The organism is Pseudomonas sp. St316, from assembly GCF_018325905.1.
In the GTDB taxonomy this organism is placed as follows: domain Bacteria; phylum Pseudomonadota; class Gammaproteobacteria; order Pseudomonadales; family Pseudomonadaceae; genus Aquipseudomonas.
Map to the genome: position 1 here is coordinate 3,063,860 of NZ_AP021901.1, position 22,175 is coordinate 3,086,034.

Genomic DNA, 22,175 nt, shown 5'->3' on the forward strand with positions numbered 1-22,175 from the left:
CAACAAAACCGGCGGCAGACATGGGCAAGACGCCCAGGGTGGCGCGGCGCAGAGTAATGCTGCACGCAACGCCGTTTCGATCAGTGACCGGTTGGGGAAGGCATGATCGCCGGTTCCTGGACGGCTGTGGCAAACATACTAAAAATCCGCTTTCGAGGACCTTGCACCATGTCGATCAATGACAGGCTCACCGAGCACTTGAACCGGGGTTCGGTGGGTTTTCCCACCGCGTTGGCCAGTACCATTGGCCTGATCATGGCAAGCCCCGTGATTCTCACCGCGACCATGGGCTTTGGCATTGGCGGCAGCGCCTTTGCCGTGGCGATGCTGATCGCCGTGGTCATGATGCCGGCCCAGGCGACGACGTTTGCCGAGGCGGCGTCGATGCTCCCGACCACTGGCTCGGTCTATGACTACATCAACTGTGGCATGGGACGTTTCTTCGCGATTACCGGGACGTTGTCGGCCTATCTGATTGTCCATGTGTTCGCCGGCACCGCCGAGACCATCCTGGCCGGTGTCATGGCCCTGGTGAACTTCGAACACCTCAACACCCTGGCCGAATCGGCAGGTGGCTCCTGGTTGCTGGGCGTGGGGTTCGTGGTGGTGTTTGGCGTGCTCAATGCGTTCGGTGTCAGTGCCTTTGGTCGGGCCGAAATCATCCTGACGTTCGGCATGTGGACCACCCTGATGGTGTTCGGCGTACTGGGCCTGATCGCCGCACCGGCGGTGGAGCTGGAGGGCTGGTTCGGCGCGTCCGTGGTGGGCACCGATATGGTGACGGTGCTGTCGCTGGTGGGCATGGCCATGTTCATGTTTGTCGGTTGCGAATTCGTCACGCCGCTGGCACCGGACCTGCGCCGCTCCGCCCGGACCATGCCCCGGGCCATGATGCTGGGCTTGTTCAGCGTCGCCACCTGCATGTTCATCTACGGTGCGGCGATGAAGCGCCAAGTGGAAAACGTGCTGCTCGATGCCTCCAGCGGCGTGCATCTGCTGGACACGCCCATGGCGATTCCACGCTTCGCCGAACAGGTCATGGGCGATATTGGCCCGATGTGGCTGGGCATCGGTTTTCTGTTTGCCGGTGCGGCGACCATCAACACCCTGATGGCCGGCGTGCCGCGGATTCTCTACGGCATGGCTGTGGACGGTGCGTTGCCGAAGGTCTTCACCTATCTGCACCCGCGCTTCAAGACGCCGTTGCTGTGCATCCTGGTGGCGATGCTGATTCCGTGCCTGCATGCGTGGTGGCTGGGCGGCAATACCGACAACATCATGCACCTGGTGCTGGCCGCGGTGTGCGCCTGGAGTTTTGCCTACCTGCTGGTGACCGTGTCGGTGGTCAGCCTGCGGATTCGTCGCCCCGATCTGCCGCGGGCCTATCGCTCGCCGTGGTTCCCATTGCCACAGATCCTGTCCAGTGTCGGCATTGTGCTGGGCATGTGGTTCATCACACCGCCCGGCATGAATCCGGCGGACATCTACGTGCCCTTCGCGGTGATGCTCGGTGGCACGGCCGCGTACGCCTTGTTCTGGACCCTGGTGGTGCAGAAGGTCAATCCATTCATGCCAGCGTCGGTAGAAGACGTGTTGGCCAAGGAGTTCTCCCATGAGCCAGGGCAACCTGCGGGCGAGTTTGTCGACCCAGCTGCAAAAGCTGTCTGAGTTGTTCCGCGCCCGGCGCGCCCCGGTCGGTTATCGGCCTGGGGTGACCCTGGAGCACCTGCGGCGCAACCTGGCGCTGGCGCGATTCGAGGTGGTGGGCCCGGCTACGGCGACGGCAGCCACCGACGACGGCAGCTTGCAGTTGGAGGTTGTCGAACGCACCGAGTCGCAGCTGTTGATGCACCTGGTGATGACCGAGTTCGTCCTGCGCGTGCCTGCCTCCCGAGAGGGCACGGCGCGCCTGGAGCTGCACCACGGCGGGGCTGTTCGGCGTAGCGGCATTCGTTGCCGGCAGCGGGACGGGAGCATTGACCTGGCGGCCCGGTTGCAGGCGGCCGTGGAGCAGGATCTTGTGCTGTATCAGGCCCTCATGCCGCTGGATTTCAAGCGTCTGCGCATCGATCTGCAAGAACGCCAGTGGTGCGTGCATTTGGAACACATGGGCGGTAGCGAAGTGGTGAATCGCATGCCGGCCTTTCGTCGCTATATCCCGTTGAGCCGGGAGCAGCGCAGCGTCTTGCTGGCGACCTTGAGCGGCCTGCAGCGGGTGTTGGCAGCGCTCTGATTCCTCTGCTCTACCTGGCATCATTCCTGCTACTGCTCTGGCGATCAGGTACTTGTTGCGCGCATATAGATAACATGTTAACTATTGCCGTACAAAAACAATAAGCCACTGCGGAGAATGCCATGAGCATGCAACAGGTTGGGCAGGACGGTCTGGACACCTGGAACCGGGATCTGCGGGCGACTTGCGGTCACTTCGATACCGAGCTGGCCTTCAATCGTTCGCTGTTTATCGGTGAAGTGTCGAACTTCCATCGTGGTGGCCTTGCCCTCGCGAACCTGCGCACCAACGCCGGTAGCATCAAGCGTCACTCACCCAACGCCGATCACGATGATGACCAGGATTGCTTCCTGGTCAGCCAGCGCAGCGGCTACTGCCGCATTACCCAGAACGGCCTGAGCATTCAGTTGGCACCCGGTGAACTGCTGCTGATGGATTCCGTGGGAGCGCTTGAGATCAGCCCGTTCGGCCTGATCGAGCACGCCGTGCTGTCCTTGTCCCGCCAGGACGTGTCGAGGCAGCTGGGCGGGGAGGCCAAGACCTTCGGCAAGGTTTCGTCCAGCAAGGCGTGTGGGCGGATGCTGCATGTCTTGATGGACCAGTTGTGCAGGGACACTCCGGACGGCGAAGGCGCGGTGGGCGAGGGCGAAGCCTTGCAGAGTGCCTTCGTTTCGCTGTTGGGCTTGGCCCTGGAACACAGCAGCGATACCCGTGATGAAGGGGCTGCGTTGCAGGGCAGCCATCTGCGCAGCTATGTGCAGAAGGTCATCGACGAGTCACTGACCCAGCCCGGCCTCAGCCCGGTGGGCTTGGCCAATCGGCTGAATATTTCGGTGCGGCATCTGTATCGTTTGTTCGAAGAGCAGGATGACAGTGTTTGCCGCTACATCCAGCGGGCCCGCCTCAAGCGCAGCGCTGATGACCTGACCAACCCGTTCCTGCGGGACGAGTCCATTACCTCGATCGCCTACAAATGGGGTTTTACCGATTCGGCGCATTTCAGCCGTTCGTTCAAGAAGCAGTTCGAGCTCTCGCCCAAGGAGTTTCGTTCCAGCCGTTTGCAGGTGGGGCAGGGAGTGGCTTGAACAAGGTCGTCGCGGGCTGGACGACCGCTATCGCGAGCAAGCTCGCTCACAGGGGACCTGAGGAGGAAAACTGTGGGAGCGAGCTTGCTCGCGATGACGGTGGTACATCCACCCTCACCGCAAGCTGACTCACCCCGACAAAGGTTCAAACCTCCGGCAAGGTCGACCCTCCATCGACCACCAAGGTCTGCCCGGTCACATAGCCGGCCAGGCTCGACGCCAGGAACAGCATGGCGCCAGCGATGTCGCTCGGTTGGCCCAATCGACCCAGCGGCACCCGGCGGGCGATGTCCTGGTTGACGTCATCGTCGCCCAGGTTGGTCATGGCCGGTGTCGCGATCATGCCTGGTTCGACGCCATTGACGCGGACATTCTCGGCCGCCAGTTCCAGCGCGGCGTTGCGAATGAAACCATTGACTCCGGCCTTGGAGGCCGCGTAGTGGCTGAGCCCTGGATACGCCACCCGCGGGCCGGTGACCGAGGAGGTCACCAGCACGCAGCCTTGGCCCTGGCGCCGGAACATCGGCAACGCGGCCTGGGTCAGCCAGAACAGCGCCGACAAGTTCACCGCCAGCGTTCGCTCAAGCATCGATGGGGTGATCTCGGCGAATGGCGTCAGTGGAAAATACCCGGCGTTGTGCACCAGGATATCCAGCTTCCCCAAGCGCTGCTCCAGCTCGGTCATCATCCCGAAGACTGCCGTTGCGTCGGCCAGGTCAACCCCCACCGCTTGCACCTGACAGCCCATGACGGTCAATTCGCCGGCCACTGCTTCGGCCCGGGCCAGGCCCAGGTCGGCAATGACCACGCGAGCCCCACGCAGGGCAAACGCTTCGACGATGGCCCGGCCAATGCCCTGGGCACCGCCTGTGACCAATACGGTCTGGCCGCTGAAATCCAGATCCTCAGGCATCGCTGGCCTCCATCCGGCTGAAGGCCAGTGTCGGCACGTCGACGATGCTGGAGCCACCATCGGCCACCAGCGTCGCTCCGGTGATGATCGACGCATCGGGCGAGGCCAGGAAACGGCAGACGTTGGCGATTTCCTGCGCAGTGGCCGGCCTGCGCAGCGGCACGTCGGCGCAGACCCGCTCATACGCCTGCTGCAACGTTTCGCCATGGAACTGCATCAATGCCTGCATTTCTTCATCGGCCATGGGCGTGCGGACCCAGCCTGGGCAGATCGCATTGACCCGTACGCCGTGAGGCCCGTAATCCCTTGCCAGGGAGCGGTTGAGGCCCAGCAGCGCATGTTTGGCGGTGGTGTAGCCGCACACGTGGGGGCCCGCCGCCAATGAAGCGATGGAGGCGATCAGCACAATATTGCCGGCGCTTTCCTGCAGCAGTGGCAGGCACGCCCGGGCGCTGTAGAAGGCGCTGTCGAGATTGCTGCGCAGGGCCGCTTCCCAGGCCGATGGCTGGGTTTGGGTGGCGCTGCCCATGCCCAAGCCACCGGCACAGGCCAGCAGCACGTCGAGTCGGCCATAACGCGTGCGAATCTGCTCGACGAAGCCATCCCAGGTGTTCGGACAGGCCGCGTCACCCACCAGCACCAGGCCGCCGATGTCCTCGGCGAGTGCTTCCAAGGGCTCGCGACGTCGACCGATCAGCACCAGGTTGGCGCCTTCGGCGGCATACAGTCGGGCGCAGGCCGCACCGATACCGGTGCCGGCGCCCGTGATCACGACGGTGCGTAATTCAGGCATCGGGGTACTCCGTCTGGTTGAGCACCTGGCAGTACGAACTGACCGGGAAGTTGGAGAACTCATTGAACGAAGCAGCGGCGTAGCCGAAGATCTTGCCGTCGCTGCGGTGCTGTTGCAGGTCGATCAGCACCAGGCCCAGGGTCGGGATGATTTTTTCCCGCCACACGAACAGGTACAACTGATCGGCGATCTTGTAGGTGTCGCAGCGATCGGTGTCGCACAGGCCTTGTTCGACGCCCTTGAGGCACTGCCACGAGTAGAACTGGTCGTTGAGGTAAATGTGTTCGTAGACTTCGCTCGGGCTGTAGCGATACAGGTTGCGCAGCCCCACCAGTTCGCTGGTCGGTGCATGCGAGCACAGGCCAGGCTGCCAGGGACGATCGAGGCTGCCGTGCAGGAACTGCACTTGCACCGAAGTCAGTGGCTTGCCGGCCAGCGCCCGGCTGTAGAGGCCTTCACCGGTTTCTTGCTGGCTCGGCATGCGGCCGAGCACGGCGGTGAAGGCGGCGCTGGCGGTATCGAGCACCAGGCTTACCGACAGCGTCAGCTCGCCTTCGCGCTTGATGAAGTCCACCAGGTAAAGACCCGGGCGTACGGATGTGGCTCGGTAGGTCGCGGTGCCGCTGGAGTGCCCATCGGCGGCGCTCCAGGTCAGGGTGTCCTGCTCGAAGCGATGCTCGATCTGCCAGCCATTGGCAAAATGCAGGGTGAAGGTCTTGCCGTCCAGGTCGGCTAGGTTGGGCAGAATGAAGCTTTCGGGGGCAAAGCTATCGGCCAGGGCGCCGACGGTGATCCAGTCTGAAGATGTGCTCATTGCAAGGCTCCGGTGGTTGAATTAAGCACTCGGATCATGCGATGCCGGGCACCGGCGGCCTATCAACCAAATGGTTGATCAGAGGAACAGTGCGCTGACCAACTCGGTACGGCTGCTGACGCCAACCTTGCGAAACAGGTGGATCAGGTGAGTCTTGATGGTCGGCAAGCCCACCTCCAGCTCCCGGGCCAATTGCTTGTTGCTGACGCCTTGGCGCAGCAGCCAGGCAATCTGGCGCTCCTTGGGCGTCAGGTCGCCCAGTGGGTCCTCATGGCTGGGCAAATGGGCCACGGCCAGTTGCAGCAAGGCCTGCAACGCGCTGAGTTGACTCAGCTGGTGGCTGGTGAAGACACCTTGCTCGGCAGTGCGCAGCAATGAAATCGCCGCTTGGGGCCGACCGTCCCGATGGGCGAAGACTTCCACCACGTCGACCACGCCGTAGCGCAGCAGGAAGTCGCGATAACGATGGTTGTCACGTCGCGGCTGGCGGGTCATCGCCAGGCTCAACGGCACCACGGCCAAGGCGCTGGACACGCAGTGGCGCGGGTGCAGCGGATCAAATTGGCGATAGTTGTCCAGGTAGTCGCGGTGCATCTCGCCGCTCATCCTGTGCAGACTGAAGTCATGGACCTGCAGCTGCCGATCAACGCAGTAGAACGCCGCCCGGCTGACGGGAACGAGCTGGGTAAATGCCTGCAGGCACTGGCCGGCGATGTCCTGGGTGGGGATGACGTTCATGGTCGCACCTTCGCCGAGAGGGCTGCCGGTGGGGCCGGCAGCCAAGTCCGATCAGGCTACCGCGAAGTAGTGTTTGACGAAACTCTCGCTGACCACTTCCCACAGCACTGGCGTGCCCTTGGTCACGAACCAGCTGTCGCCGGCCTTGTAGCGGGTGCTCTGGCCGGTGGCCTCGTCGGTGAGCACTACTTCACCGGTGACCACGGTGGCTTGTTCGGCAAAGGGGTAGACCATCCGGAACTTGCCTTGGGTGGTGCCGAAGTAGGCGCTGCTGACGGGATCGGTCGGGGCGCCGAAGGTCATCTTGCCGAAGGCTTTGACGTCGCCTTCGAGAATCTGCGAACCGAGATCGGCGACGGTGCCCCAGGCGTCCAGGTCGGACAGCTGGGTGTCTTTTTCGAGGGTGATAAGGGGCATGGCAGTGACTCCTGATGAGTAAAAAAGAGGGTGTAGATGTGCAAAGTGGAGCCCTGTGGGAGCGAGCTTGCTCGCGAAGACGGCGCAACGGTCAACATCAGCGCTGCCTGACCCACCGCTTTCGCGAGCAAGCTCGCTCCCACAGGGGGGTTGCCTGATTGGCTGGCATCACGGCCATCAGCGACGGCCGTTCCAGTAGCCCGACAGCTGATGCCAGGACTTGCCGGCGGTCAGCAGCAATGGGCGAATGGCGTCTTTGCCGATGATGGTCGGGCGATGGATCGAGCTGACCAGGTCGTAGCGCGCCGAGCCTTCGCTCATGCCTTCGGCCAGCACCTTGCAGATGATGTGGCTCGGCGTGACACCAAAGCCTGAGTAACCCTGCACGAAAAACGCGTTGCTGCGGCCGGGCAGGGTGCCGATCTGCGGGAACAGGTTCGGGCTGCAGGCCATCGGGCCACCCCAGGCCAGGTCGATCTTCACGTCCTTGAGGTATGGGAAGATCTTGAGCATCAGCCGCCGGTTCCAGGCCTTGAGATCTTGGGGGATGTGCTCCACCAGCGGCGTCGCGGCACCGAACAGCAGGCGATTTTCGTTGGTGACGCGGTAGTAGTCGATCACCGGGCGAATGTCGCTGTAGGCTCCGCGAATCGGGCTGATACGCTGGATCAGTTCGTCCGACAACGGCTCGGTCATCATCTGGAAGGCGTAGGTGTTGATGGTCGAGCGATGCAGCTCCGGTTCCAGCTTGTTGAGGAAACTGTCGCAGGCCCACAACAGCTTGCTGGCCCTGACCGAACCGCGCCCGGTACGTACGGTGATGCGCTCGCCGTAACTGACTTCCAGGGCCGGGCTGTTCTCGAAAATCCGCACGCCGTGGCTGACCAGGGCCTTGGCCTCACCCAGTAACAGGTTCAACGAGTGCACGTGTCCGCCGCCCATGTGTAGCAAGGCGCTGCCGTAAGCCTTGGAGCCGATGATCTGCTGTACATCGGAGCCGCCGAGAAAACGAATCTCGTGCTTGGTGTTGATTGACTTGAAGTCTTTTTCCCAGGCCCGCAAGGTTTTCTCCTGGCGCGCGTTGAAGCCCATGTAGCCGTAGCCGTGGCAGAAGTCGGCATCGATGGCGTACTTGGCGATACGGTCCTTGATGATGTCGGCGCCCAGGTCGCTGATCTCGAAGACTTGGCGCAGGCCGTCTTCACCCACGTCCTTTTTGATCTTTTCCAGGTCATGACCGATGCCGGCCATGATCTGCCCGCCATTGCGCCCGGTGCCGCCGAACCCCAGGTAACGCGCCTCCAGCACCACGATGTTGGTGATGCCTTTTTCGGCGAGCTCCAGCGCGGTATTGATGCCGGAGAAACCGCCGCCAATGACCACAACATCGGCGTCCACGTCCTGTTCCAGCGTGGGGAAGCTGAGGTTGTATTTCTTGGTGGCCGTGTAATAGGTGGGCGTTTCGATATTGATCATGACGCAACCTGACAGAGTGAAAGGAAACTCCGTTGCAACACCTACGCAAGGCATTGCAGGGGATGGCCCTATTAAGAGCCCTGATGGGGGCGCCTGTCTTGATCATCCGTGCCGGGGTATTTGACCGAGCGCGCCAGGGCGCCGAAACCGGCCCATGAAAAGTACAATCTTGGATCTGGAAGGTGCATTTTTCACCTGCCCGTGATTGCCCATACTGGACCGGCCTTAATCACTGATCCCGCTGTTTGGGCAACCTCAGGTTGCCGGGCAAAGGCGGGATTGGCAGATGCCAATAATAAAAGAGCCTGTCCATGAAAAAGCCAAACCCGCTGCTCGAAGACCTCAAGCCTATCCTGCCGGTCATTGCCGCCAACGCCTTCCAGGCGGAAAAGGACCGTACCGTTCCTGCCGAGAATATAGCCCTGCTCAAAGGCATCGGCATGCACAAGGCCTTCCAGCCGAAAAAGTACGGGGGCATGGAGATTTCCTTGCCACAGTTCGCCGATTGCATCGCGCTGCTGGCCGGAGCCTGTGCCAGCACGGCCTGGGCCATGAGCCTGTTGTGCACCCACAGCCATCAGTTGGCAATGTTCCCGGCCAAAGCCCAGCAGGAGATCTGGGGCGATGACCCCGATGCCACCGCCAGCAGCAGCATCGCGCCGTTCGGCCGCACCGAGGAAGTCGAGGGCGGTGTGATGTTCAGCGGTGAAATGGGCTGGAGCAGCGGTTGCGATCATGCCGAATGGGCGATCGTGGGGTTTCGCCGTAAAAACGCCGAAGGCGCCCAGGACTATTGCTTTGCGGTGCTGCCGCGCAGCGACTATGAGATTCGCGATGACTGGTTCGCGGTGGGCATGCGCGGCAGTGGCAGCAAGACGTTGATCATCGACAACGCTTTCGTGCCGGAACACCGGATCCAGAAAGCCAAGGACATGATGGAGGGCAAGTCCGGCGGATTCGGCCTTTACCCCGACAGCAAGATTTTCTACTCGCCATACCGGCCGTACTTCGCCAGTGGTTTCTCCACGGTCAGCCTCGGCGTGGCCGAACGCATGCTGGAGGTCTTTCGCGAGAAAACCCGCAACCGCGTGCGGGCCTACACCGGCGCGGCCGTCGGTGCTGCTACCCCGGCGTTGATGCGCCTGGCCGAGTCGACCCATCAGGTGGCAGCGGCCCGTGCCTTCCTGGAAAAAACCTGGCAGGAGCACGCCGAGTACGGCGAGCGCCACGAATACCCCAGCCGGGAAACCCTGGCGTTCTGGCGGACCAACCAGGGCTACGCCACCAAGATGTGCATACAGGCCGTCGACCGCTTGATGGAGGCGGCCGGCGGCGGTGCCTGGTTCGAAAGCAATGAGTTGCAACGACTGTTCCGCGACGCTCACCTGACCGGCGCTCATGCCTATACCGACTACGACGTCTGCGCGCAGATTCTCGGTCGTGAGCTGATGGGCCTTGAGCCTGATCCTTCCATGGTTTGACCGCCTGTTCGCTGAACCCTAGAACAATAATCGAGGCCGTCGCTTGAGGCGGCCGGGAGTCTTGCATGTCCAGTCTTTGTGATACCGCTTTCGATACCCGGGCGTTCCGCCGGGCCCTGGGTAACTTCGCCACCGGCGTGACCGTGGTCACCGCTGCCACTGAAGATGGCCGCAAGGTCGGTGTGACGGCCAACAGTTTCAACTCGGTGTCCCTCGATCCGCCATTGATCCTGTGGAGCATCGACAAGCGTTCGAGCAGCCATGGCGTGTTCGAAGCCGCCAGCCACTTTGCGGTGAACGTGTTGGCCGCCGACCAGATCGACCTGTCGAACAACTTCGCACGACCCAAGGAGGACCGCTTCGCTGAAATCGAATTCGAGACCGGCGAAGGCGGCGCTCCGGTGTTTGTTGATTGCTCGGCGCGTTTTCACTGTGAAAAATTCCAGCAGGTTGATGGCGGCGATCACTGGATCATGATCGGCAAGGTCGTGGCGTTTGATGATTTCGGACGCTCTCCATTGCTCTATCACCAGGGCGCCTACTCGATGGTGCTGCCTCACACTCGCATGACCAAACGGGAAGAGGGGCAGTCCCCCAGCAGTCACTTCCAGGGGCGCTTGAGCCACAACCTGTATTACCTGATGACCCAGGCACTGCGGGCCTATCAGGCCAGCTACCAGCCGCGTCAGTTGTCCACCGGCTTGCGCACCAGCGAGGCGCGAATGTTGATGGTGCTGGAGAACGACGCCGGGCTGAACCTGTGCGACCTGCAGCGGGAAGTGGCAATGCCGGCGCGCGAGATCGAAGAAGCCGTGGCCAACCTCAAGCGCAAGGGCCTGGTGAGCGATGAAGGCGAGCGGGTACGCCTGACTGCCAAGGGCATCGATGAGACTGAAGGGCTCTGGGCGATTGCCAAGGAGCAGCAGGACAAGGTGTTCGGTCAGTTCGGCGAGGCCCAGTTGGAACATTTCAAGGCGGTGCTCAAGGGTGTGATCAAGGGGGCTTGAGCTGAGATAGGCATCGAGGGCCTGTGGCGAGGGGATAAATCCCCTCGCCACAGGTAACCCGGCGCTGAAGCTGTTAAGATTTAGTTAACTCATTAACTAAATCCCTCTCGCGAACATACTCATGCCCAAGCCGCGCCAATCCTTGACCCTGACCCTGCTACAGGCCCGTGAAGCGGCCATGGGTTTTTTCCGGCCTTCCCTCAATCAACATGGCTTGACCGAGCAGCAATGGCGGGTCATCCGTATTCTCAGCCAGCACGATGAGCTGGAGATCAATCGCCTGGCCGAACTGGCCTGCATCCTCAAGCCCAGCATGACCGGCGTGTTGGTGCGCATGGAAGCGGCGGGCATGGTGGTGCGGCGCAAGGCTGAACAGGATCAGCGGCGAGTGCTGGTGCGCCTGGCACCCCAAGGGCGGGCGAGTTTCGATTCGATGAGCCAGAGCATGGAAGAGAATTACCAGCGTCTGCAGGACCAGTTAGGGGAGGAAAAATTGCAGACGTTGCTGGGCTTGCTCAATGACCTGAAGGCGATCAGGCGCTGAGATCCCGGGCTGGTTGTTTTCTGTGTAAGCAAAGCTTGCCCGCGCTGAAGACGCTGCGGTCTTTCAGAGACCGAGGTGCCTGTTTCGCGAGCAAGCTTTGCTCCCACAGATCCCCTTGCCACAAGGTCTTTGATACCGATCAGTACACGCCGCCAGCCGCAGGTTCTGGTGTGTTTTTGAACGTCGCCGCCAGCGTCTGCAAGCCCCGCATCAGCACCGTCGTATCCACGCCCACCGCGACAAACGCCGCGCCCAGTTCGATATAGCGCCGGGCCAGTTTTTCATCGGCGCTGAGAATTCCGGCTGCCTTGCCGGCCTGGCGGATGCGGGCGATGGCGTCTTCGATGGCCGCTTGCACCACCGGGTGACCGGGGTTGCCGCGAAAACCCATGGACGCGCTCAGGTCCGCCGGGCCGATAAAAACCCCATCCACACCTTCCACTGCCGCAATTTCATCCAGGTTGGCCAGGCCTTCGCGGCTTTCGATCTGGACCAACAGGCACATCTGTTCATCGGCCTTGTCGAGGTAACCGGGGATGCTGTTCCAGCGTGACGCCCGGGCCAATGCGCTGCCGACGCCGCGTACGCCATGGGGCGGGTAGTGGATGGCGCGCACCAGGTCGCGCGCCTGGTCGGCGCTTTCCACCATCGGCACCAGCAGGGTCTGCACACCAATATCGAGCACTTGCTTGATCAGTGCCGTGTCACCGATTACTGGACGTATCACGGGCTGGCTGGAGTAGGGCGCCACCGCCTGGAGCTGACCGAGCAATGTACGCAAGTCGTTGGGCGCGTGTTCACCGTCGATCAGCAGCCAGTCGAAGCCGGCGTTGGCCGCCAGTTCCGCACAGTAGGCATCGGCCAACCCCAGCCACAGGCCGATTTGCGCCTCGCCGCTGCACAGGCGTTGCTTGAAGGTATTGATGGGCATGTCCATGAAGTGGTCTCCGATCAGACGAAACGGCAGGCGATGGAACCGAGCATGTCGTAGTCGACATGAAAGGTATCACCGGGGCTGGCTGCCACGGGGCGGGTGAAGGAACCACCGAGGATGATCTGTCCCGGTTGCAGGGTGACGTCATAGGCTGCCAGCTTGTTCGCCAGCCAGGCCACGCCTTTGGCCGGGTGATTGAGCACCGCTGCCGAGACGCCGGACTCTTCGATCACGCCGTTGCGGTAGAGCACCGCCGGCACCTTGCGCAGGTCGATCTCGGTCGGGCGTACGGCGCGACCGCCCATGACCACGCCGGCGTTGGCGGCGTTGTCGGAAATGGTGTCGAACACCTTGCGGGTTACCTTGGTCTGCGGGTCGATCTGCTGGATGCGCGCATCGATGATTTCCAGCGCCGGGATCACCCATTCGGTGGCGTCGAGTACGTCGAACACCGTCACGTTCGGGCCCTTCAGCGGCTTGCCGAGAATGAACGCCAGTTCCACTTCCACCCGCGGCACGATGAAACGCTCGAACGGGATGTCGGTGCCTTCATCGAAAAACATGTCGTCGAGCAGCGCGCCGTAGTCCGGCTCGGTGATGTTCGACGACACCTGCATGGCCCGAGAGGTCAGGCCGATCTTGTGGCCGACCAGTTTGCGGCCGTCCTTGATCTTTTGCGCGACCCAGGCGCGCTGGATGGCGTAGGCATCCTCGAGGGTGATGTCCGGGTGGTCGAGGGAAAACTGCCGCACCTGCTCGCGGGAGCGTTCGGCCTGGTCGAGGCGGGTGGCGGCTTGCTGGATGAGGTTCTGGTCAAGCATGGCAAGGGTCTCTTATTGAGGGTTGACGATGGCGGCCCGGGTACGCAGCACCAGCAAGCCGCCAAGGGCGATGAGCAGGGCCAGCACATACAGGGCGAGGCTGGCGCTCTGGGTGGTGTCGCGCATCCAGCCGATCAGGTAGGGCGCGAAGAATGAGGCGATGCTGCCAAAGGAACTGATCAGCGCGATACCGGCGGCCTGGGTGCCGTTGGACAGGAAGGCCGGCGGCAGTTGCCAGAACATCGGCAACGCCGCGCTGGCGCCCATGCCGGCGACAATCAGGCCGCTCAGCACCAGTGTCGGATTGCCAGGTGAGAGCCCGGTGACCGCAATGCCCAGCGCTGCCATCAACAGCGGTACGCACAGGTGCCAGCGGCGTTCGCGATGGCGGTCGGAGGAACGCCCGCAGCCGATCATGAAGAAACAGCCGGCCAGGTAGGGCATCGCGCTGAGCAGCCCGACCTTGCCGTCGCTGCCGATGCCGGCGCCATGGATCAAGGTGGGCATCCAGAAGGCCAGGGTGTTCACCGCCAGCATCACGGCGAAGTACACCGCCACCAACAACCAGACCTGCGGATTGTTGAGAATCGCCGAAAACGAGTTGATGGATTTGCGCTGTTCCTCAAGGCTCAGTTGTTCGCGCAGCTGCTGTTTGGCGTGCGGTGTGAGCCACCTGACCGTCTCGAAATTGTCCGGCAGGCACTTGAGCACAACAAGCCCGAGCAGGATCACCGGTAGCCCTTCGATGACGAACATCCACTGCCAGCCGCGCAAACCGCCAACATCATGGAAGTGCTCCAGAATGCCGCCGGACAAAGGCCCGCCAATCACCCCGGCCATCGGTACGGCGATGGCAAACAACGCGGTCACCTGGGCCCGACGCCGGGCCGGATACCAACGGTTGAGAAAGACCAGGATGCCAGGAAAGAAACCGGCCTCGGCCACGCCCAGCAGAAAGCGCAACACATAGAAACCGGCGGCGCTCTCGATAAGGAACATACCGGTGGACAAGACGCCCCAGACCACCATCAGCGTGGCGATCCAGCGCCGCGGACCGACCCGGTCCAGGGCCATGTTGCTGGGCACCCCAAACAGCGCATAGGCGATGAAGAACAGCCCGGCGCCGAAGCCGTAGACCGTATCGCTGAACTGCAGGTCGGCGCTCATCTGCATCTTCGCGAAGCCGATGTTGATGCGATCCAGGTGGGCAAAGAGGTAACAGACCAGCAGCAGTGGCATCAGCCGCCAGGTAATGGTGGCATGGGTGCGGTCGTGCGCGACGGTGCCGGCAGTGTCGGCGGTATTGGCTGTGCTCATGATCTTGTACTTTTTGTCAGAGGGGCCGATGGGGTGTGCGGGGCAGACGGATTCAGTTGGCCTGGCCCTTGAGAAAGGCGTGGACGTTGTTGGCCTTGAAATTGAGCTGTTCGTGCAGCTCGATCATCTCGAACGACAGGGCCAGCAGGCGTTGGGCCTGAAGCTCGGCGAAGTGCGCGGTGATCACCTCGAAGAGCTTTTGCGCGACCTTCTGGCGGGTGGCCAGGTCACGACCGTGGCCGACTTTCAAGGTCATGTGCACGAAGGCGTAGTCGTGCTTGCCGTCGGCCATGCGCCAGGTGTCCAGGCGCACGCCGCGGCTGCGGATGCCGCCCAGGGGGAACACGCCGCTGTCGCCCAGCAGGGCGTGGACCTTTTCAAACAGGCCGGGCAGGTCGGCTTGTTGTTCGATGTTGTCGGTGTATTCAGCGATGAAGTGCGGCATCGTCGGTACTCCTGCGCGGGTTGTTCAAACCGGGAAAATGGCGTTGATCTGGCCGGTGCCGGAGCTGCCGAAAGGCTCGGTGATGATTTCGGCAGGTTTGTCGTAGTCCGGCCCGCCGAGTAACCCCAGCAGCATCGCCGTGTCATGCATCTTGCCTTCGCCGAAACAGTGTTCGGCGTAGTCCGGGAGCATGGCGCAGAATTCTTTCCAGCGGCCTTGGCGCCACATCTCGACGACGTGCAGGTCGACTTGCTTGTCGAACTCCCGCGTCCAGTTGTGGATGTTGGCTTCGGCGTTGCGATCATCGGAGAACCGGTGCGACAGCGAGCCGGACGCGAGCACCAGCACCTTGCGGTCGCTTTTTTCGATGGCTCGGCGCACGGCGGCGCCGAAGGTGAAGCTGTCTTGCAAGCGATGCCAGGCGCACCAGGCGGCAATCGACACGACGTTGAGTTTTTGTTCTTGCGGGACGTCCATGTGCATGTAGCGCATGGGCACCAGGGTGCCGTATTCCAACTCAAGGCTCGGGATGTTGTGGGCCAGGGTGCGTACATCGGCGGCATTGGCCTCGGCGGCGATCAACTCGCCCAGCTCCGGTGCCCCTGAGTATTGGTACTCCATGTTCTTGATGAAGTGCGGCAGCTCGTTGCTGGTGTAGATGCCTTTGAATTGTTCGCCGCTGTTGACGTGATAGGCGCTGTTGACCAGCCAGTGCACGTCGAATACCACGGCGGTGTCGGCCCCCAGTTCACGGGCGCGGCGACCGATTTCCTTGTGGCCGGCAATTGCTGCGGCACGGCAGCCGTGGTGCTTGCCGGGCAGTTCCGACAGGTACATCGAGGGAACGTGGCAGATTTTCGCAGCGAGGACGACTTCGCCCATGATGATTCTCCTGAAAAGATTGTTCTTGTTGAATCTCGGGACAGCCGGTGAATCAAGTCTTGCCGATGAACCCTGTGGCGAGGGAGCTTGCTCCCGCTCGATTGCGCAGCAATCGCAAAATGGGGCCGCTTCGCAGCCCAGCGGGAGCAAGCTCCCTCGCCACAGGGGGTATCACCTGCCAAAAATGTTTCATTGACTACAGGTTAATCACTCGGCCTGGGTCATGCACCCCAGCGCGGTATGTGATGACTGCCCATGGAGATGCAAACGTTCTTGATCTCGGCAAACACTTCAAAGCTGTACTGTCCGCCTTCGCGGCCGGTTCCGGAACCCTTCACGCCGCCGAACGGCTGGCGCAGGTCGCGCACGTTCTGGCTGTTGATGAACACCATGCCGGCTTCGATGCCGTGGGCCAGGCGATGGGCCTTGCCGATGTCCTGGGTCCAGATGTACGAGGCCAGGCCGTATTCGGTGTCGTTGGCCAATTGCAGGGCTTGGGCCTCGTCCTTGAACGGGATCAGGCACACCACCGGGCCGAAGATTTCTTCCTGGGCGATGCGCATGCTGTTGTTCACGTCGGCGAACACCGTCGGCTGGATGAACTGGCCGCGGCTCAAGTGCGCCGGCAAATTGGCCGGACGCTCCAGGCCGCCAGCCAGGAGGGTGGCGCCTTCTTCGAGGCCGATCTTGATGTAGCCGGTGACCTTGTCGTAGTGGGCTTGGGTAATCATCGAGCCGACCTGGGTTTTCGGGTCCTGCGGATCACCCACGATCAGGCGCTTGGCGCGGGCGGCGAACTCGGCGACGAACTGCGGGTAGACGCTTTCTTGAATGAAGATCCTGCTGCCGGCGGTGCAGCGTTCACCGTTGAGCGAGAAAATGGTGAACAGCGCCGCATCAAGGGCCCGCTCAAGGTCGGCGTCTTCGAAAATCAGCACGGGCGACTTGCCGCCCAGTTCCATCGAATACTTCTTCAACCCGGCGGTCTGCATGATTTTCTTGCCGGTGGCGGTGCCGCCGGTGAAGGAGATCGCCCGCACATCCGGGTGGCGCACCAGCGCATCGCCGGCGGTTGCGCCGTAACCCTGGATCACGTTCAACACGCCATTGGGCAGGCCAGCCTCGACCGCCAGGCGACCCAGCTCGTTGGCGGTCAGCGGCGACAGCTCGGACATCTTCAGCACGGCCGTGTTGCCCAGCGCCAGGCACGGTGCGGTCTTCCAGGTCGCGGTCATGAACGGCACGTTCCAGGGCGAGACCAGCGCGCAGACACCCACCGGTTGATACAGGGTGTAGTTGAGCATTTGATCGTCGACCGGATAGGTATGGCCATCCATCCGCGTACAAACTTCGGCAAAGAAATCGAAGTTGTGGGAGGCGCGTGGGATCAGCACGTTCTTGGTCTGGTGGATCGGCAAACCGGTGTCGAGGGTTTCCAGTTCGGCCAGCTTCGGCACGTTCTGCTCGATCAGTTCACCGAGCTTGCGCATCAACCGGGCGCGTTCCTTGGCGGGCGTATTGGCCCATTTCGGGAAGGCCTCCTTGGCCGCGGCCACGGCCTGGGCGACTTCCTCGGCACCACCGCTGGCGACTTCACCAATGGCTTCGCCGGTGGCTGGGTTGTAGTTGACGAAGACGTCTTTGCTTTCGACCTCACGGCCGTTGATCCAGTGTTTGATCATGCTGCTCAAGCCTCTTTACGGGATGCGAAGAACTCGGCTTCGCTGACAATTCGATTGACCAGACGGCCGACGCCTTCCACTTCCACCACCACTTTATCACCGGGCACCACGTCCGCCAGGCCTTCCGGCGTGCCGGTGGCGATCATGTCGCCGGGTTGCAAGGTCATGAAGCTGGACAGGTACTCGATCAGGTACGGGATATCGAAAATCATGTCGCGGGTCGAGCCTTCCTGGCGCAGCTCGCCATTGATCCAGGTGCGCAGCGTCAGGTCGCTCGGGTCTGGTACATCGGCCACATCGACGATCCAGGGGCCGACGGGCGTCGTCGCGTCACGGTTCTTCACCCGCAGGTTGGGGCGGTAGTAGTTTTCCAGGAAGTCGCGGATCGCGTAGTCGTTGCACACGGTGTAGCCGGCCAGGTAGCCCAGCGCATCCTCGCGCTTGACGTTGCGCGCGGCCTTGCCGATGACCGCCACCAGCTCGCACTCGTAATGCATGTAGGCGACGTTGTCGGGACGCCAGGTCACCTGGTTATGGCCGGTGTAGGTGCCGGGGGACTTGATGAACGCCAGGGGTTCGGTCGGTGGCTTGAACGCCAGTTCGGCGGCGTGATCGGCGTAGTTCAGCCCCAGGGCGAACATGCTGCCGGTGGCCGGTGGCAGCCACTGGACCTGGTCCTCGGCCAGCAGGCGGCCGTCGGCCAGGCGTACGGCATTGTGAGCTTCAACGGTGACGGCATGATCCTGGCCTTCAAAACGAATGCGCGCGTGTTTCATGAACCTGCTCCTGTTTCCTCGGCCACGACGATATTGACCAGACGGCCCAGGCCGCTGATGTCCACTTCAACACGGTCGCCGGGCAATACGTCGACCCGACCCTCAGGCGTACCGGTGATGAGAACATCGCCGGCATGCAGGGTCATGAACTCGCTGATCTCGGCAATCAGTTGGGCAATGTTGCGAACGAAGTTGGCCGTGCTGTTCTGCTGGCGAACCTCGCCGTTGACGTACAGGGTGATCACCAGGCTGTGAGGGTCGGCCACCTGAGTGATGGGCACCAGTTCCGGGCCGATGGCGCAGAACCCGTCCCGGCACTTGGCCTTGACGGCAGGGCGGTAATAGCTGTCTTCCGGGAGGCTGAATTCATTGACGATGGTGTAGCCGGCCACGTAGTCCAGGGCTTCGGCGGCGCTGACGCGACTGGCTGACTTGCCCATGACCACGCCAAGCGCCGGCCCTGGTTGCAGTCTTTCGCCGTGACCGGGGTGAATCACCTCGGCGCCGTGCCGGTTGCGGGTATTAGGGGTCTTGATGAACAACACCGGCTTGAGCGGCGGTTTCTGGTAGGGCGGCTGCTCGAACTCGGCGAGGCGCTGTTGCAGCACCCCCTGGTAGTTCAGCGCGACCCCAAACAGGGTGCCGGTCGCGACGTCATGCAGGGCACGGCTCATGCTTGTCTCCTGGCGATGCAGAGGGGTGAGGGCTCTGCGGTTATTGTTAATGTGTTAACAGTTATAATTAAGATGTTAACTATCGTCAAGCGTGACAGAATGAGCGTGCACTGGTTGCCTTGCCGGATTCGGTGCAGGATGGGGTGACAGGTGCCTGGACCAGAATAAGAAAACGAGTACTGCGTGATGACTGATCGTCAGCCGATCCCCAACATCAACATTGGTCAGGTGTACGACCAGCGCTACAGCGACGCCGAAGTGCATTACGACCGGCTTGCCAACCTGGCGGATTTTTTCGGTCGCAACATGCCGGTCCATCGTCACGACCGATTCTTCCAGGTGCACTACGTCAAGAGCGGCACCGTGCGTGTGTATCTCGATGACCAGCAGTACGTCGAATCCGGTCCGATGTTCTTCCTCACACCGCCGACCATTCCCCATTCCTTCGTGACCGAGGCCGACAGTGACGGGCATGTGCTGACGGTGCGCCAGCAACTGGTGTGGCAGTTGATCGATGCCGACCCAAGCCTGGCGCCGGCGGGTGTGCAAATGCCGGCAGCCTGCGTTGCGCTGGCGCAACTGGGGCCTGGGCAGGCGGGGGAGGTACGGCGGTTGGAATACCTGTTCGAGGAATTGAGCGAGGAGGTGACGGCCGGGCGCCCGGGGCGCAGCGCAACACTGGACGCTTTGACGCGGCTGATCATGATCAGCCTGCTACGGTTGTGTTCCAACTCCCTGGAGGCCAGGCCGGCGCGGCATGAAGACCTAAAGATCTTTCACCGCTTCAACGAGTTGATCGAGGCCCACTACCTGCAGCATTGGCCGTTGTCGCGCTACGCCGAAGGCATCGGCGTGACCGAGGCGCGCCTCAATGACGTGTGCCGACGCATCGCTGACCTGCCTTCCAAGCGGCTGATCATGGAACGGCTGATGCAGGAGGCCAAGCGCCTGTTGTTGTTCACCGGCAGCTCGGCCAATGAAATCTGCTACCAGCTCGGGTTCAAGGACCCGGCGTATTTCAGTCGGTTTTTCCAGCGTTACGCCCAGCTCACTCCGGGGGAGTATCGCCAGCGGCAATCTGGGTTGCGCTGAGCGCCACTACTGGTGGAGAGCACTTACTCTTGCAGCGCTGTGATAGCGACACTAAGCTGCCGACTCGCTCATCCATACAGTTCGAACATGGCCAACCCCAGACCCTCATTGACCCTGACGCTGTTGCAAGCCCGCGAAGCGGCGATGGCTTTTTTTCGACCGGCGCTGAACCAGCATGACCTCACGGAACAGCAATGGCGGGTGATCCGCATCCTGCATCAGCAAGGGGAACTGGAAAGCCATCAGCTCGCCCACCAGGCGTGCATCCTCAAACCGAGCATGACCGGTGTGCTCAGTCGCCTGGAGCGTGACGGCTTGGTGCGGCGGCAGAAGTCCAGCCAGGATCAGCGGCGGGTCTTTGTCGGGCTGACCGAGCGCGGCGAGCAGTGTTTCGTGTCCATGAGCGAGGGCATGGAAAGCAATTATCGACGGATCGAAGAGCAGTTCGGCGAGGAAAAGATGCAGCAACTGCTCGCGTTGCTCAATGAACTGAAGAACATCAAGCCCTGAACCGCCCTGTCAGGCACTCGCAGCGAGGCTGCGATCTTTCCACCGCTCATTGAGTCGAAAGCTCAAGAGCAAAAGATCGCAGGCTTCGCCAGCGCCTACAGAGTCATGCGAGAGTAAGCCCATCGCCACAAAATCGCTTCACACCGCGCTGCGTTCACGCAACTCCTGCAACCGATCAGCCCCGCCTTCGGCCACGCGATTTTCCAGCAAGCGATCAGACCCGCCTTCGGCTACTCGATTCTCGAGAAGGCGATCGGAACCACCTTCAGCCACGCGATTCTCGAGCAGGCGATCGGAACCACCTTCAGCCACGCGATTCTCGAGCAGGCGATCGGAACCGCCTTCGGCCACGCGATTTTCGAGCAAGCGATCGGAACCGCCTTCGGCCACACGATTTTCCAGCAAGCGATCAGACCCGCCTTCAGCCAGTTGTTGCACCTGGTTGTGAATCGATGCACTGGCTGCGGTGGCCGAGGCGACATTGGCCAGGCCGACACCGCCAACCAATGTCAGGGCGATAGCCAGGGACGATACTTTCGAGAAATTGAACATGGTGATTCTCCTTGCGCTTGATGAGTGTGTCCGTGGCAGCGAGTGTGTTGCTGTCCGGTGATCACAGTTAAACGCGCGGATGTATCGACGATGTGTGCCAGGAGAGGGCGCAATTCATTGTTTCGTATCAGTCCGCCTCTCAGATACAGACCGATACAAACTCAGTCAGCGAGGGTAAGCGGATGGCTCTAAGGCCCGGTCAAGGTTGGGCCAGGGCTTGTTTCAAGTGGTCCACCAAGGTTGGCGTCATGTAGTGCGGCCCGTCGAACAGGTACAGCGGATAGCCTGCATAGGCCGCCAGTTGTGGCTTGAGCTCGTCGACCGTGGCGGAGCGGAAGCCGCCGCCGTATTTGGGACGAAAGGCTTCGACGATGATTCGCACGCGATTCTTGCCAAGCCGGTCACGCAGGGCATCGGCGTAATTGCGGGCAACCGGGGCGGTACGGGCGTAGACGCCGACACCGTCCTGGAAAAACACGCCGATGTCGTTCGGCAACCATTGCTTGAGCCAGTCTGCGGTAGCGGCGGGGCCGATGTTGGCGCCGTCGTAGACGCTGATCCATAGCGGGCGTGGCAGCTTGGCCAGCAAGGCCGGCAGCTCCGTGGCGCCCGACCAACTGGGGTCGACCTCAGCCGGAAAGTACCAACCGGTGACATGCAATGGCGTCGGCAACCCGGCAATGCGCTCCGACAGCGCCGCCAGTTGCCCGATGTTTTCTCGTGAGCGGTTCTCGCTGAAATAGCCAGCCAGCCCGAGGATGACATCCTGGGCCCAGGGCGTCTTGGCGATGCGCGCCCAGTCCGGCAGTACCGGTACGCTGGGCAGGCCCGTCCCGGACACGAAGGCCTGGTCGTCCACCACCGTCCATTGCACCAGTAGCTCGTGTACGCCCAGTTTTTCCCAATTGCCGCTGATGCCGACGGTCTGGTTGTCCGGCTGCCAGACAATGCCGACGATGTTCGGTGTCGTGGTGGTCATTATGTAGTAC

General features: G+C 61.9%; 24 protein-coding genes. 8 read left to right on the plus strand and 16 right to left on the minus strand.

The features are described from left to right. The first annotated feature begins 168 nt into the window (after nt 1-168). From KI237_RS13840 to feaR, 3 genes are all read left to right on the plus strand, one after another. Nucleotides 169-1,668: an APC family permease gene (locus tag KI237_RS13840; protein WP_212800290.1), complete on the plus strand. Its 1,500-nt coding sequence runs from the start codon at nt 169-171 to the stop codon at nt 1,666-1,668. Then, nucleotides 1,613-2,233: a DUF3156 family protein gene (locus tag KI237_RS13845; protein WP_212800291.1), complete on the plus strand. Its 621-nt coding sequence runs from the start codon at nt 1,613-1,615 to the stop codon at nt 2,231-2,233. The genes KI237_RS13840 and KI237_RS13845 overlap by 56 nt, the downstream gene beginning before the upstream one ends. 122 nt (nt 2,234-2,355) lie before the next feature. Continuing rightward, nucleotides 2,356-3,318, plus strand: a complete 963-nt coding sequence (gene feaR, locus KI237_RS13850) for a transcriptional regulator FeaR (protein WP_212800292.1) — start codon at nt 2,356-2,358, stop codon at nt 3,316-3,318. Between the two features lie 145 nt (nt 3,319-3,463). Here feaR and KI237_RS13855 read toward each other — a convergent pair whose 3' ends face one another. The 6 genes from KI237_RS13855 to KI237_RS13880 all read right to left on the minus strand — a co-directional run bounded on the left by KI237_RS13855 (nt 3,464) and on the right by KI237_RS13880 (nt 8,469). Beyond that, the gene (locus KI237_RS13855) at nt 3,464-4,231 is read right to left on the minus strand and encodes an SDR family oxidoreductase (RefSeq protein WP_212800293.1); all 768 of its coding nucleotides are present in this window, start codon (nt 4,229-4,231) and stop codon (nt 3,464-3,466) included. Continuing rightward, on the minus strand, nt 4,224-5,024 hold the full coding sequence (locus KI237_RS13860) for an SDR family NAD(P)-dependent oxidoreductase (protein ID WP_212800294.1): 801 nt from the start codon (nt 5,022-5,024) through the stop codon (nt 4,224-4,226). Before KI237_RS13860 ends, KI237_RS13855 begins: the two co-directional genes overlap by 8 nt. Continuing rightward, complete coding sequence (locus KI237_RS13865) at nt 5,017-5,838, minus strand: molybdenum cofactor biosynthesis F family protein (RefSeq protein ID WP_212800295.1); 822 nt, start codon at nt 5,836-5,838, stop codon at nt 5,017-5,019. Before KI237_RS13865 ends, KI237_RS13860 begins: the two co-directional genes overlap by 8 nt. Before the next feature lie 78 nt (nt 5,839-5,916). Beyond that, nucleotides 5,917-6,576 carry a helix-turn-helix transcriptional regulator gene (locus KI237_RS13870; protein ID WP_212800296.1) on the minus strand — a complete coding sequence of 220 codons (660 nt, stop codon included), beginning with the start codon at nt 6,574-6,576 and terminating at the stop codon, nt 5,917-5,919. A 51-nt stretch (nt 6,577-6,627) separates the two neighbouring features. Continuing rightward, nucleotides 6,628-6,993 (minus strand): cupin domain-containing protein, encoded by a 366-nt coding sequence (locus tag KI237_RS13875; protein ID WP_212800297.1) that lies wholly within the window; start codon nt 6,991-6,993, stop codon nt 6,628-6,630. A 177-nt stretch (nt 6,994-7,170) separates the two neighbouring features. Further along, nucleotides 7,171-8,469 (minus strand): NAD(P)/FAD-dependent oxidoreductase, encoded by a 1,299-nt coding sequence (locus tag KI237_RS13880; protein ID WP_212800298.1) that lies wholly within the window; start codon nt 8,467-8,469, stop codon nt 7,171-7,173. A 311-nt stretch (nt 8,470-8,780) separates the two neighbouring features. Between KI237_RS13880 and KI237_RS13885 the strand changes: the two genes are divergently transcribed. The 3 genes from KI237_RS13885 (at nt 8,781) to hpaR (KI237_RS13895) (ending at nt 11,501) form a co-directional block, all read left to right on the plus strand. Continuing rightward, nucleotides 8,781-9,950 (plus strand): p-hydroxyphenylacetate 3-hydroxylase oxygenase component, encoded by a 1,170-nt coding sequence (locus tag KI237_RS13885; protein WP_212800299.1) that lies wholly within the window; start codon nt 8,781-8,783, stop codon nt 9,948-9,950. 65 nt (nt 9,951-10,015) lie between these two features. Next, nucleotides 10,016-10,957, plus strand: coding sequence for a p-hydroxyphenylacetate 3-hydroxylase reductase component (locus KI237_RS13890; protein WP_212800300.1), 942 nt, complete (start codon nt 10,016-10,018; stop codon nt 10,955-10,957). 121 nt (nt 10,958-11,078) lie between these two features. Further along, a complete protein-coding gene (gene hpaR / locus KI237_RS13895; RefSeq protein ID WP_212800301.1) occupies nt 11,079-11,501 on the plus strand; it encodes a homoprotocatechuate degradation operon regulator HpaR in 423 nt (140 codons plus the stop codon). 139 nt (nt 11,502-11,640) lie between these two features. On the opposite strand, the gene hpaI is transcribed toward hpaR (KI237_RS13895), so the two are convergent. The 8 genes from hpaI to KI237_RS13935 all read right to left on the minus strand — a co-directional run bounded on the left by hpaI (nt 11,641) and on the right by KI237_RS13935 (nt 19,032). Continuing rightward, complete coding sequence (hpaI, locus tag KI237_RS13900; RefSeq protein ID WP_212800302.1) at nt 11,641-12,438, minus strand: 4-hydroxy-2-oxoheptanedioate aldolase; 798 nt, start codon at nt 12,436-12,438, stop codon at nt 11,641-11,643. A gap of 14 nt (nt 12,439-12,452) precedes the next feature. Further along, the gene (gene hpaH / locus KI237_RS13905; RefSeq protein ID WP_212800303.1) at nt 12,453-13,256 is read right to left on the minus strand and encodes a 2-oxo-hept-4-ene-1,7-dioate hydratase; all 804 of its coding nucleotides are present in this window, start codon (nt 13,254-13,256) and stop codon (nt 12,453-12,455) included. Between the two features lie 12 nt (nt 13,257-13,268). After that, nucleotides 13,269-14,573, minus strand: a complete 1,305-nt coding sequence (locus KI237_RS13910; RefSeq protein WP_212800304.1) for an MFS transporter — start codon at nt 14,571-14,573, stop codon at nt 13,269-13,271. Nucleotides 14,574-14,625: 52 nt separating this feature from the next. After that, the gene (locus KI237_RS13915) at nt 14,626-15,018 is read right to left on the minus strand and encodes a tautomerase family protein (protein WP_212800305.1); all 393 of its coding nucleotides are present in this window, start codon (nt 15,016-15,018) and stop codon (nt 14,626-14,628) included. A 24-nt stretch (nt 15,019-15,042) separates the two neighbouring features. Continuing rightward, complete coding sequence (hpaD, locus tag KI237_RS13920; protein ID WP_212800306.1) at nt 15,043-15,900, minus strand: 3,4-dihydroxyphenylacetate 2,3-dioxygenase; 858 nt, start codon at nt 15,898-15,900, stop codon at nt 15,043-15,045. Between the two features lie 221 nt (nt 15,901-16,121). After that, complete coding sequence (gene hpaE, locus KI237_RS13925) at nt 16,122-17,582, minus strand: 5-carboxymethyl-2-hydroxymuconate semialdehyde dehydrogenase (RefSeq protein ID WP_212800307.1); 1,461 nt, start codon at nt 17,580-17,582, stop codon at nt 16,122-16,124. Between the two features lie 5 nt (nt 17,583-17,587). Beyond that, nucleotides 17,588-18,358, minus strand: coding sequence for a fumarylacetoacetate hydrolase family protein (locus KI237_RS13930; RefSeq protein WP_212800308.1), 771 nt, complete (start codon nt 18,356-18,358; stop codon nt 17,588-17,590). After that, nucleotides 18,355-19,032 carry a fumarylacetoacetate hydrolase family protein gene (locus KI237_RS13935; RefSeq protein ID WP_212800309.1) on the minus strand — a complete coding sequence of 226 codons (678 nt, stop codon included), beginning with the start codon at nt 19,030-19,032 and terminating at the stop codon, nt 18,355-18,357. Before KI237_RS13935 ends, KI237_RS13930 begins: the two co-directional genes overlap by 4 nt. A gap of 186 nt (nt 19,033-19,218) precedes the next feature. On the opposite strand from KI237_RS13935, the gene hpaA reads away from it, so the two are divergent. Together hpaA and hpaR (KI237_RS13945) are read left to right on the plus strand one after the other, a co-directional pair. Then, nucleotides 19,219-20,124, plus strand: a complete 906-nt coding sequence (gene hpaA, locus KI237_RS13940) for a 4-hydroxyphenylacetate catabolism regulatory protein HpaA (RefSeq protein WP_018613304.1) — start codon at nt 19,219-19,221, stop codon at nt 20,122-20,124. An 87-nt stretch (nt 20,125-20,211) separates the two neighbouring features. Beyond that, nucleotides 20,212-20,634, plus strand: coding sequence for a homoprotocatechuate degradation operon regulator HpaR (gene hpaR / locus KI237_RS13945; protein ID WP_212800310.1), 423 nt, complete (start codon nt 20,212-20,214; stop codon nt 20,632-20,634). A gap of 138 nt (nt 20,635-20,772) precedes the next feature. Here hpaR (KI237_RS13945) and KI237_RS13950 read toward each other — a convergent pair whose 3' ends face one another. Together KI237_RS13950 and KI237_RS13955 are read right to left on the minus strand one after the other, a co-directional pair. Next, nucleotides 20,773-21,186, minus strand: a complete 414-nt coding sequence (locus tag KI237_RS13950) for a hypothetical protein (protein WP_212800311.1) — start codon at nt 21,184-21,186, stop codon at nt 20,773-20,775. Between the two features lie 199 nt (nt 21,187-21,385). Further along, the gene (locus KI237_RS13955; protein ID WP_249410752.1) at nt 21,386-22,165 is read right to left on the minus strand and encodes an alpha-amylase family protein; all 780 of its coding nucleotides are present in this window, start codon (nt 22,163-22,165) and stop codon (nt 21,386-21,388) included. Between the last annotated feature and the right edge of the window lie 10 nt (nt 22,166-22,175).